The organism is Pseudomaricurvus sp. (genome assembly GCF_965662505.1).
In the GTDB taxonomy this organism is placed as follows: Bacteria; Pseudomonadota; Gammaproteobacteria; order Pseudomonadales; family Cellvibrionaceae; genus Pseudomaricurvus.
In genome coordinates, this window is record NZ_CBFIHX010000104.1 from 1 (window position 1) to 12,432 (window position 12,432).

At 52.0% G+C, this 12,432-nt stretch carries 9 protein-coding genes and 1 pseudogene; 3 read left to right on the forward strand and 7 right to left on the reverse strand.

What is annotated here, in order from left to right; genetic code table 11:
- The 6 genes and pseudogenes from ACTG33_RS13220 to ACTG33_RS13245 all read right to left on the reverse strand — a co-directional run.
- Window positions 1-235, reverse strand: a pseudogene (locus tag ACTG33_RS13220) (hypothetical protein); the annotation flags it as partial.
- 13 nt (window positions 236-248) lie between these two features.
- Complete coding sequence (locus ACTG33_RS13225) at window positions 249-635, reverse strand: c-type cytochrome (protein WP_439135695.1); 387 nt, start codon at window positions 633-635, stop codon at window positions 249-251.
- 87 nt (window positions 636-722) lie between these two features.
- Complete coding sequence (locus tag ACTG33_RS13230; protein WP_439135696.1) at window positions 723-1,400, reverse strand: TetR/AcrR family transcriptional regulator; 678 nt, start codon at window positions 1,398-1,400, stop codon at window positions 723-725.
- Between the two features lie 43 nt (window positions 1,401-1,443).
- On the reverse strand, window positions 1,444-4,641 hold the full coding sequence (locus ACTG33_RS13235; protein WP_439135697.1) for an HD domain-containing phosphohydrolase: 3,198 nt from the start codon (window positions 4,639-4,641) through the stop codon (window positions 1,444-1,446).
- A gap of 167 nt (window positions 4,642-4,808) precedes the next feature.
- Entirely contained in the window at window positions 4,809-5,927 is a 1,119-nt protein-coding gene (locus ACTG33_RS13240) for a PepSY-associated TM helix domain-containing protein (protein WP_439135698.1), read from the reverse strand.
- Between the two features lie 56 nt (window positions 5,928-5,983).
- Window positions 5,984-8,176, reverse strand: coding sequence for a TonB-dependent receptor (locus ACTG33_RS13245; RefSeq protein WP_439135699.1), 2,193 nt, complete (start codon window positions 8,174-8,176; stop codon window positions 5,984-5,986).
- 340 nt (window positions 8,177-8,516) lie between these two features.
- Here ACTG33_RS13245 and ACTG33_RS13250 point away from each other — a divergent pair, with 340 nt between their 5' ends.
- Entirely contained in the window at window positions 8,517-9,236 is a 720-nt protein-coding gene (locus ACTG33_RS13250; RefSeq protein WP_439135700.1) for an AzlC family ABC transporter permease, read from the forward strand.
- 4 nt (window positions 9,237-9,240) lie between these two features.
- Window positions 9,241-9,570 (forward strand): AzlD domain-containing protein, encoded by a 330-nt coding sequence (locus tag ACTG33_RS13255; protein ID WP_439135701.1) that lies wholly within the window; start codon window positions 9,241-9,243, stop codon window positions 9,568-9,570.
- A gap of 63 nt (window positions 9,571-9,633) precedes the next feature.
- Here ACTG33_RS13255 and ACTG33_RS13260 read toward each other — a convergent pair whose 3' ends face one another.
- On the reverse strand, window positions 9,634-10,869 hold the full coding sequence (locus ACTG33_RS13260; protein ID WP_439135702.1) for a hypothetical protein: 1,236 nt from the start codon (window positions 10,867-10,869) through the stop codon (window positions 9,634-9,636).
- Window positions 10,870-10,982: 113 nt separating this feature from the next.
- Here ACTG33_RS13260 and ACTG33_RS13265 point away from each other — a divergent pair.
- A partial coding sequence (locus ACTG33_RS13265) for a DNA-3-methyladenine glycosylase 2 family protein (RefSeq protein ID WP_439135703.1) occupies window positions 10,983-12,432 on the forward strand: 1,450 nt, incomplete at its 3' end.

Here is a 12,432-nt window from a genome sequence, read left to right on the forward strand (position 1 = left end):
CTTCCTGTAATTCAGCCAGAGACCGAGGCGCCTTGCGTGCCTGTGGGAAACATTTCTGTGAACCAGACCAGTTGGTCCAGGGAATCCGCCTTTTGGAAGCTGGCGCGGCCTCTTTTAGGCTGGCAGAAGCGCCCGCCAGAGAAGTGCCAGTCGCAGCGACTCCCGCAGCGGCAACCAGAGTACTCAACAGACTGCGACGACTGATCATCGGTGAGGTGTATTGATGACGACTCATGACCAACCCCTTATTAACTGTTATCCGGAATAGGCTGGGATGCCATAAAGCGAATCAATGCCTCGAACTCCTCGGCACTGCAATCCATACACAGCCCCAAGGGCGGCATACCACCAAAGCCATTGATCACATTGTCCAGCAGCGTGCCCATCCCCTTGGTGGCTCGGGGCTTCCAGGCATTGATATCGCCCGTCAGAGGAGCGCCTGTACCCGGGACGATATGGCAGGCCCGGCAACTTGTCTGGTAAATTTCCGCCAGCTGTGGATCATCAGGAATCAAACTCTGTGGCTGTGCGGCAGCAGAATGGGAGGCATCCTGCTGATCCCCGCAACCCACCATGCCTGCAAGCACTGCGATCAACACCACCCATTTCAGGCCACGATTCAATATCAGAGCCATAACGCCCCCAAAGATTAGTCATTATTAACTTTTAAAAACCAGTCTAGCCCCGGACAAAAGCACTCGTCAACAAATAGTTAGTTATGACTAATTTTTACCTGAGTCAGAAAGACCCAGCTCACGATAGAGGCCAGCCCAATAGAGCTCCATCATCTTGGCGCCCTCTTCTAGCGCCAACTCCACCGGCATCTCGGGATCTTCCATGGCAACTTCGATGGCAGACGTACCCACTTCAAGCATCAGGCGCACGCGCAGAGTCAACTCCTTCGATAACTCGACTCCCAGCAACTCCACCAACTGCTGACAAATCCAGTCGCTGACGGCGTAATGAGATTTGAGCCGCGCCTCATACAGCACCGGCACCACCCTCATAGAGCGCAAGATCGCCAGACCACCGGTTTGTTCAGCGGTTACCTGGTGGGTCGCCTTGAGAATGTCGTAGACGTGATGAATGTGATCCAGCGGACTCTGGGGATCATAAAACACCTTAAACCATTCCAGCACCACCTCATTCTGACGGTCCATCAGACGAGCGCCCAGGGCATACAGTAAGGCGTACTTGTTGGGAAAATAACGATAGAGCGCAGGCACCGTGATTCCGGCGCGCTCAGCAATCAGGTTAGTGGAGATTCTCTCTACCCCCACTTCATCGAGCAGTTCAGCGGCGGACTCCAGAAGGCGCTCGTAGGTTTTGATGGCTCGCTGTTGTTGTGGACGAGTCTTTTCCAGCAACTCAATCGGCACGGTATTATCCGGGGAGGTCATTCGGTTTCCTGCTCACATTCACGCCCTCTGATTTGAGGGGGCATCAATCATTGCGCAGGTATTTCTGAATGTCCACCTCGTCGATCTGCTCTTCCGGCAGGAACCGTCTGGCGTATTCCAGATACGCGCCACTGGTTAAGAACAGCTCAAATACATCAGGGTCTACATGATTGTTCTTCACCATGCTGTACAGAATATCGATGGCAACACTCACTGACTTCGCTTTTTTGTAAGGCCGGTCGGCGGCCGTCAAAGCTTCAAAAATATCCGCCAACACCATAATACGCTCGGGAATCGACAGATCTTTTGCACTGAGCTTACGTGGATAACCCGTACCAACCAGAGTTTCATGATGTGTTGATGCGTAGCGAGGTACATTTTCCAACTCCTTCGGAAACGGCAGAGCATCCAGCATCCGAATGGTACTGATCATATGTTCATTGATTTTGAAACGGTCTTCGGCTGCGAGGGTGCCTCTGGAAATGGACAGATTGTGCAATTCTCCCTGATTATACAAATACTTCGGAATATCCATATTAATACCCAACCGAGGGTCGTAGTCGGTCGCATGTTCACGGGGGATCAGGTGCTCGGGGCGATCCTGCAGCAGCTCCTCGGAGCAAGGCAAGGCTTCCTCCTCAAGATCCAAAGAGGCAAGATGGTTGGACTCTTGTGGAGACAAACCCAATCGACGACTGAAATGTCGGGTCCAGCGAATTTTAGCGATCCGCTCTACCCTCTCTAACTTATCCTCTGTCAGAAATTCCCCACCGACGTTCATCTCGGCAATGAAAGCAAAATCGTCTTTTAAAGTTTGATGGGCGGTTTTCAGCTCTTTATCCAGCACAGCCTTTACTTGATCCAGATTGGCATTACCTTCGCGGGCCAGACGCGCCAATTGCTCCCAATAATGAATCTCGGCGTCTCGCCACAGAACTTCGAAACGGGTACGGATTTCATGAATCCGATTGTAAATCACTTCCAGCTTCGAGCCCTTGTCCACAATGTGTTCTGGGGTGGTGATTTTCCCGCAGTCATGCAGCCAGGCACCCACCCGAAACTCTCGCCACTCAGCTTCAGACTTGAAAGCAAAATCATTGAATGGCTTTGTCGTCGAATGCTGAGCCTTTTCTGCCAGCATCATGGCCAGCTCGGGCACCCTCTCACAATGAGCTGCCGTATAATGAGATTTATCATCAATAGCCTGAGCGATTAACTCAATAAATGAATCCATCAGCGCAATCTGATGCGCTTCGTGTGCCTGAATCGCCTCCGTCATGGAAATCATCGACAGTCCAAGCTCATCAATTTCCTTGATCCGACTGCGGGGAATATCCAACTGATCGTATTGGCGCAACTTTATTTTTTCGTTCTCCAGAGCCAAAGCTCTGACAGGCTTTACAATCGGTGACGCAAACAACCAGGGCACTGGAATCAACAGTAACAGCAAGCCGGCCGTCAACAGCGCGGTAAATCGCACTTTATCCAGAGCAGGTTCCAGTACCGAGGCCACAGGTGTCACAATGGCGAAGTACTCGCCCTGACGATCATTTCCGGTGAACGGCGTAATGTACATAAAGTGCTTAGTGCCACTGAGATCCACTGTCCGCAAAGTATTTAAATTCTCAGACACATCCAGCTCAGCAATTAAAGGCGCATAGGGCACTGTGCCCAAAGAGTCGTTCTCGAGTACATTCCCCTCAAACCACTTATGAGAAAGGGCCAGCTTTTGCTCTTCTGTGACTCTGGCAATGGCGCGATTAAACAGGTCACGAAGAACTTCATCCTCTGGATGAAATGCAAATCTTAAATTCTCCGGAAACGCCACCGGAGAAAATTCCAGATCGTCATGGTATTTCAGCCCACCAAAAAAATACTGGCGCGCGGTATAGTGCAGAATCTGGCCAACATCCAACCCCGCATCCGCTGTTTTATTTAACACCGCCTCAAACACCGCGTGGCTTGAGGGTACCTCCATGACGTTTACCTGAGGATAATGCTGTCGAATAATATCGATGATTGACCAACCGGACGGTATGGCAATAGTCCAGCCTTCAAGTTGACGTACATGGGTAATTTGTTGTTGATCCAGCTGGGTGACCAGAGAGTAAGGTAGATTTAAAAACGGATCGCTGAACAAGCCAAAATCTTCCGTAAACTGATTGCGGTAGACCGGCTGCAAAACATCAATGCTACCGGAACGAAACCGCTTCACCAGCTCTAACCAGGTAAAACCATTCAGGTATTCAAAGCGGACACCGGTCATCTGCGATATCAAAGACAAGTAGTCCACACTGTAGCCATAAGGTTTTCCGGACACGGCAAAATCGATAGGCGCCCAATCCATTTCATTGGATACAAACATGACCGGATTGTCTTTAACCCATTGCTGCTCTTCTTCGTTCAACACCAGAGGTGTTGCAGCGGGGATGGCCTGTGCTTGAAGCGGAGGCAAATCCGAGGCAATGATTTCACCGGTATCTTGATAGACATAGACCTCGCTTTCCGGACTTAAACGCTTATCTGACAAATGATTCGATAAGGTAGACAAGGCGATATCGATAGCCACCACCGCCGAACTGCCCTCCACCGGGGAGGAATAGGTCTGCCCGGGCTCTTGCAGAGCGTGAAACATGTAAGGCTCTGTTTTGTTAACCATTCCCGATTTTGCATGGACATACCAGGGGCGCTGACTGACTGTGTAATCGGTAGGTTCGTGCCGCGATAAGCGCAAGTTAAATCCGGCGTCGTAGTATTCAAACGTTCGTTGACGGTCCTCCCCCACGCCTTCAACTTTAACCACAATCCAACGATCTTCCGGTACAGCCTTCAACGTTTCACGAGCTGTCTCATCGCTGTTGAGATTAACCAATTGAAAAAAGCTGCCATTGCCAAACCCCAGATAAATGGAATAAAACATGGGGTTATTGCGCATAATTTCCGCAAAGACACCGCGAGCCTCAGGGCGGAATCCACCCTCAGCCGCAAGTCCCGGATAGGATGCCAACACCTTGACGGTTTGCCCTGCCTGGCGGTCCACAGATTTGAGGAATTGACTGCTACTGTCCGCTAACGCGTTGTATTCAGAGACCGCGACCTTGGTCGCTACCACGCGGGAGAAATAATACTGCAATCCTACGGCAACAGCGGCCGTGATGATCGTGGCCATCAAGAAGATGGAAACCACCGTAAAGCGAATGGTGAATCGGACAGAGTTTGATTGTTTATCAGACTGGGACAAGCGTCGTATCCTCCTTGAGCCCGCTATAGTGATAACTGTTATAAATGCATTAAACAGTTATAGCTGGGCTTTTGCTAAAGGACAATTTCTACAAGAAATGCGCTCTAAAGGAGGATGATCAAGGTGATAACCACAGCAACAGCTAACGTGGTTATTATTGACTGATTTTATGACTTATTACGCATCACACGCTTGTTGTTTTTCAATACACGCTTGCGCCACCACAGATAAACGCCGGTACCGAACAAAAGAGCAGGCGCGATGCCTACCAGCACGAACAACCAACGTCCGGCCAACCCCAGAACATCGGCATTGTGCAGAGGAAACTGCCAGGCCATAAAGGTTGTACCAGCAGCCTGTTCTCCCACCACACGCCTGTCCAGCACCTCTCCGCTGTATTGATCCAGCCACACCCGGCTGGCGCCGTGATTGCTCCAGAGCTCGCTCGGCACGTTAAAAGACAGACGATAAGGCGCACTGTCGCTGCGGGGAAGATCAATACGCTTAAGGACCCCATTCGGGAAGTATTGCTGAGCGATTTCGACCACCCTATCGACCCCCAGAGGAGCCCTGCCGTGTTCACTTTGAACGGATTGCGCAACCACTTTGGGCTCCATGGGCAAGACCCATCCCACCAGCTGCCCTACCTGCGCAGGAAAGATCATACTGACACCGGAGAATCCAACCACAAACAGCAGAGGCAGCATATAGATACCCGCCACCTTGTGCAGATCAAAATAGAACCTGAAACGGTTACTGCCCCGGCGCAGCGTCAGAGCATTGCGCCAACGATTCTTGCGCGGCCACCAAATCACGATCCCACTGACACAGAACAACAACAGCACCAACCCCATCAAGCCGACGATGATCTTTCCGTTCTCGCCGGACAACAAGGTGTAATGCAAGCTGTACAACCAGGTCATCGGGTACTGCCCCCAGGTTCTGACGGCGAGCACTTTGCCGTCGACAGGAGAAACACTGACTTCAATGGAGCCGGCAGTCTTATCGGTATTGGGAAAACGTACAACATGAGGACTGTCTGGCGCACGCTGCACATACAGTCTGCGAGGCTGAGGATTCCCTGCAACCGCGGCCTGAGCATTTGCCAACACAGTACTGAACGAAGCGGTTTCAGTCGACGACTGAAACGCAACGGTCTGAGGCGTTAACACTTCATCCAAAGCATGATCAAAAACCAACAAGCTGCCAGTGAGTCCGATCACGGCCAGAAGCAGTCCTAAAATCAGGCCCGCGTACTTGTGAACAGTAAAAAACGCACGACGCACGCGGTAACTCCTGAAATCTAGTCTCTGTCTAAAGCTTTAGAATGGGTCGTTAAATATTAGAACTGGTAGTTGTAGCTCAAGCTCATACTGCGACCAATACCCTTAAAGTTACGGGCATCGTTACCCACAGTCTGAGAGTAGTAAGTAAAGTAATCTTCGTTAGTCAGGTTTTGAATCCCCAACACGAAATTACCGCCCAAAGCCTGCAGCTGTGCACTCACATCAATGGTGGTATATCCGTCAAACTCGGCGTATTCAACGCCATTGGCATCTTCAAACTCACGATCCATCATGACATTCGCCTGTACCCGAGTACTCAGGCTCTCACCCCAGCTGTGCTCCCAACTAATATTGACGCGGTTGGGCGAAATATTGGCACCATCCAGATCACTGTCGACACTGCCGCTGTCATCGGAGTCGTAACGACCGTCAGTGTAGGCATAGCGCAATCCAAAAGTATCCGATTCCGTGGCAAACCACTGGCTGCTGAACTCAAAACCGTCAATCTCGGTTTTTTCCCGGTTCACGGTGTAAATACCATCCGCCCCACGACTGAGACGCTGACCAAAGTCAGAATCCGACGCATAGTAAGCCAGTTGTGCAGTGAAGCGCTCGCTGTGGAAATCCACACCAATCTCTTGGTTCTCGGTCAAAATCGGTTCTAGATCCAGGAAAGTCTCCACGCTTTCATTCGGTGTGTCGATGCCCCGCAACACACGACCCACATCCGGCATCGAGAAACCTTCAGAGTAGTTCGCGTACACACGCCAGTTATCGTTGATCTGGTAGGTAGCACCAATGTTGCCCAGAGTCTCAGCAAAGTCTATATCACCACCTGCGACAAACTGACTGCCATAGCTAGCCAGTGTCGTGAAATCATCTGCTTCCAACTTTGAGATTTCACGACGCAGACCCGCGGTCACACTCACATTCTCAATCCCGGTAAACTCAGCCTGCACGTAAGGCGCCACGTTTTTGTAGACGGTGGGCGGCACCCAACTACGACTGGTAAGAATCAGTTCCTGCCAGGTTTCATCCTGATAGGCATCCACACCGTAGACCAGATTTATCGGCAAACCAGCGATGTCATCTTTAATCAACGTCAGCTTCATCCCATACTTCTCGGAATTATTCTGCGACTGATCAAACAGTGTTCCATCCGGTGCAATGGAAGGATCCTGAAAGGTACCACTCGGCGTTGCGCCATAGGTGCCTTCAAAGTCCTGACTAAATACCTGAACTCGCAGTTTCTGTCCCAGAATGGCTTCGTTGCTGTACTGCAAATTGATGGTGGTGACATCATTGGAAGGCACTTTACCCGGCACATCCGCTTCAATAGACGACGTTGGAATGCCATTGGCACGATCACCATCAACCTGCAACCAATCGTTGTTGCCTTCGAGGTGATACTTGTTCACCGTCAGCTGAATCCGCTGCTCATCCCAGCTGTGACCCACTTTCAGAAAGGCGTTGATGGTATCACTGTCCATCGTGTCACCCTGAGTGTTATCAACACCCACGACTTCGCCATCGGCATCGTAGCTGATGCCCGTGGTGCGGTAGCTGATGCTGCCGAGAAAATCGATTTCGCCAACCTTACCCGACGCACTGTAACTGGCACCATAACCGATGCTGTCACTGGAATCTTCCGGCTGCATGGTGGTTTCAAAACGAACCGCTTGCTGCAAATCTTCAGTAGGCTCTTTGGTAATCAGGTTGATGATACCCCCGGAGGCACCCATGCCATGAATGGCGTTGGCACCGTGGATCACTTCCACGCGCTCCAACATCAGGGGATCAATCGTGTGTCCGTCGCGACCACCATTCCGCAGCGGGTTGGATTGCGGCACACCATCAATCAGGTAAAGCGGCTTGCGGCCACGCAGGCTTTCGCCGGCGTTACTCATTTTTTGACGGCTGGGGGAAAAGCTCGGGATCAGGTTGCCCAGCACCGTGGACAAGTCATTTTGAATGCTCAACTGCTGAGTCAGGTCGACCTGATCAATCAGCGTGACGGTATTGGGAATCGTGCTCAGCGGGCGCTCGACACGGCTGGCAGTAACAACAACCTCTTCACTCACGATCCGGCGGCTCTCTGACATGGTAGTTGCCAGACTCTCTTTAACCGCCTTTTCTTCAGCGGCAGCTGTTGTAGCCTCTTGCGCAAAAGCCACACCCGTTGCAGCACTCATTGCAACAGAAGCCAAAATAGCCAGACACAGAGGCTGACGACGGAACACTTGATTCATAGATTTCCCCGGATTCCCAAAGTTTGCTTGTTGTCGCCAGGCGCGAGATCAGAACATGACCTCACAACCATCCTTGGACCGGAGACAGAAAGATAAACTAAATGATATTAATTCTCATAAAGATGGCGATTATAGAGAGCCATGGGACAAAAGTAAAAGGATTAGCTTGCTGACTTGCGACTCGGTGCAATCCCGTAGAGAATCCGCCTCCCGCAAGAGATAGCGCCCTTGTGCATCGGTGGATAATTGCCAATGATCACTGAAAATCGTGAGCTGCTGATCTATCTTTTCAGCAGCGCCTCTTGCACCCAAAGCCACCCAGTTCGACGGAAATCATCCGATGTCTGCAACTCAAAGTCCAACCGCTCACCGATATCAGGCAATTCTGGACATCGCCCCGCTGTCCCTGGCCGTCATTCCCTGGGGATTATTGGCGGGCTCTCTGGCGATGAAGACAGGTCTCAGCCCATGGCAGGCTCAGTGTATGTCGCTATTGGTTTTCGCCGGAGCAGTACAGCTGGCCAGCTTGAATATGGTTCAGATAGGCAGTCCGCTGGCAGCCATTCTGGGCACCGCGTTTGTCATCAGTTCGCGGCACTTACTTTACTCGGCCGTGTATCGAAATTTTGCCCTTGAGCTACCCCGGCATCAGCGCTACTTGCTGGCGTTTGTCCTGACCGATGAAATGTTTGCCATCGTCGAGGCCTACCGAAAAAAGCACGGCCACTTTGACTACTACTATGCCATTACCGCAGGCGTCACATTCTGGCTGGCGTGGAATCTGGCCTCACTGGCCGGCATTTTACTCGGACAGGCGCTGGGTGACATGCAAGCCTGGGGATTTGAATTTGCCGTGGCCGCTATTTTTATCGCGATGTCGATTCCTGGTATCCGCTCGTGGCCCACATTCGTGACGGTCATTACCAGCGGCCTGGTGATGGTCGGTGCGGAACTGCACGAATGGCCCAACGGGATATTGCTGGCGGGGATAGCTGGCATGGTGGCCGGTTTCGCCACCGAGCAAGCGTTGAACTCATTGAAGACTGAGCCTGGGGAATAAAACCATGATGATTTGGGTAATGATCGGCCTGATGGCGGCAGTCACGTTTTACAACCGCTACGCCTTTTTTTCACCGCACCTGAAGTTTTCCATTGGTTCGCGGCTTCAATCGCTGCTGAGTTATACCGCACCGGCGGTGTTGACTGCACTCTGGGTGCCCATCGTGTTTGTACAACACACGTCAGCGCCGAACGAGAAGGTGCTCAACCTGAACTTCGACAATCCGTACTTTACCGCGGGCCTGATCACCGTGGCGATCAGTGCACTGGTACGTCAACCGCTGGTGACGGTCATCGCAGGCGTTGCCGTGTTTGTCTCACTGTCACAGTTATAAATCCAGAAATTACTGTGGGGAAAACCAACAGCATCAGTTGGCTTTCCTCATCGGGACATCAGTTCAGTCAAGCCCACGAAACGGCAATCCGGTCAGCATCGACAAATGCTCCGCCAGCTTTTCAGCCTTGCCGTAGCCATCAATACCGAAACCCAACGACTTGTCTTTGCCACTCTTTAATCGCAGCTTTAATTTGTAATACTGCACCACTTCCTCACCACTGCTCATGCTGGACGAGGAATCAATCGAAAGGCCTTCTATTTCAGAGCGAGCCAGCTCGTTCGTACTCAGCGCCATCCCGAACCAGAATCGCTTGGTCATCACTGTCTCCGGCGCAATGCGCACCCGCAATTCTTTACCTAACCCGTAGAGACCCAGCAACAGGGTTAACAAGCCAAAGCCCCCAAAGACCAGTACAAACAACCAAGCCATGGAGTCACTTACCTGAGTCATCCCCGCACCAATGGCAAAGAAGATTGCCCCAAAGAGGGTTAACATCGTATGCAACTTGCGCGTGTTGCCCGGCGTAAAACGCAGCCACAAGCCATCCGGTCGCTGGGTAATTTCGGTCAGTTGTTCCAGTTCACTCAATTGCCGATCTTCAAAAGCCGCGTGAGCTTCCACCGGTAAGGGGCTGGACGCCTGCGCTGTTGACGGAAACATCGGCAGCTCCCAGGAACGGTTAAACGCCACCTTCTTATCCAGCGCTTTTACCGACAGACGCCAATAGTGGTAATCACTATCCGGTACTTCCGAGGCCTGCAGTCCTTCCGGCACATCCACCAGCACCCTCACCCGTGTACCGCGCTGCCCGTCTTTCACACGGCAAGCCTCGGCATGTAAAGGCACCTTGCGCTGCCACACCACACTGTCGGACGTTCGGGTTTCATTGCCAGAGCGACGGCGGGTTCGACGAAATAACACCAACGTCGCGTCGAACTCGCCAGCATCCGGCAACGGAATACCCAGATCGACGTGGCCACCCATCTGACCGCCAATCGCTCCCGGATAGGGATCCATATGAAACGGCGTCGCCCCGAAGCGCCTCCAGTTACGGGTCAGCTTGATCGCCTGTGCCAGTAAAAACACACTGGCCAGCGGGAACAGAAAAACCAGCAACACCAGATAGTCACCACCTGCAATTTTCCGGCTCAACTCATCATAACCCGCGATCAGTACTGCGCTGCTCACGCCACCAAAGATCAGCGAAAACCCCCACATCACCCACAGCCCCGACTTTACATGGCTGTTTATGGTAGGGCTCGACCATTCCTTGCGGCTTAACCAGGGCTGCGACATATCCGTATCCTTTCCTTGTTCTGAATTCTGATTGAAACCCAGAAAATCAGCCAATTTTCTATAATGTCCGAATTTGGCTAGAAGGGTCAACACAAGTGGAGTAAATTGCAGACATGAATCGTTCTATTTCCGACACAGACTCTCATCTTGAGTGGCAGCAAGCGCGCTTGACCCGCGACGCACGCTTCGATGGTGTGTTCTATATCGGTGTGTTAACCACAGGCATTTTCTGCCGCCCCGTTTGTCCCGCTCGCTTACCCAAAGAAGATAACGTCCGCTATTTGCGCAGTCCTGCGGAAGCGACACAACAAGGGTTCCGTCCCTGTCGACGCTGCCGCCCCGAGTACTCCCCGACAGCGTTGCAACAATGGCCTGACGAGCGTCTCGACACCGTGCTGCATGCCATCGACAACGGCTTTCTTGATCGTGATGACATGCCGGCGCTCGCTCAAACCGTCAACCTCAGCGACCGTCAGTTGCGCCGTCTGTTTCTCGACAATCTGGGCACAACACCCACCCACGTCGCCGAAACCCGACGCCTGATGCTGGCCAAACAATTGTTGTGCGAATCCAACCTGTCCATAACTGACGTTGCACTCGCCGCCGGCTTCAATAGCATTCGTCGCTTCAACAGCAAAATCAAATCGTTCTACCATCAGACACCCACAGCCATTCGCAACGCCCAACGTCGTAAACCCACCCAAACAGAAGACGAATGGGTCATTGAGATTCCTCACTCAGCACACTACCCGTGGCAGCAGGTGTTTCAGTTTTACCAACAACGTGCGGTTGAAGGATTAGAATGTGCCGACGCCAACAGCTTGCAGCGTGTTATCCAGATAGATCATCAGCCCGTTCTGCTCCGCTGTGAAAAGCTTTCGCAACACTCTGCACTTCAACTGACAATAACCGGTCTTGACTGCTCCCACTTAAACCAGGCCATTGCACTCACACGCAAAGCGCTCGACATGAACAGCAATCACCTGGCAATTGCAGAACATTTAGCCAACAGCGCATTACTGACACCGTTTCTCAACATCAAACAAACCATTGCCTTACCGGGCGCCTGGGATCCGTTTGAATATTTGATCCGCGCCATTCTGGGACAGCAGGTGTCCGTCAAAGCCGCCAAAACCCTCACCCGTCGATTATTGGAACGCTGTGGAGAACAGGTCACCTTTGCAGATCAGTCATGGTATCTTTTCCCGAGTGCAGACACTCTCGCTACCGCCGACCTCAGCCACTTTGGTATGCCACAGCGACGCATTGATACTCTGCAAGATGTTGCCAGAGCGCAAGCCAACGGTGACATCGATCTAAGAATGACGCACAGCTCACTGAGTCCGTCCAAAGCCATTGCCTCGCTCAGGGAATCGTTATTGGCCATTAAAGGAATCGGCTCCTGGACGGTTGACTACCTGTTGATGCGCGGCTTTTATCAACCTGACGTTTGGCTGGATACAGACCTCGGCATCATCAACGCACTGAAGCAAAACAATCCGGATCTCGACAAAAAAAGTGTGAAAACCATCGCTGACGAGTGCTCCCCCTGGCGATCCTACG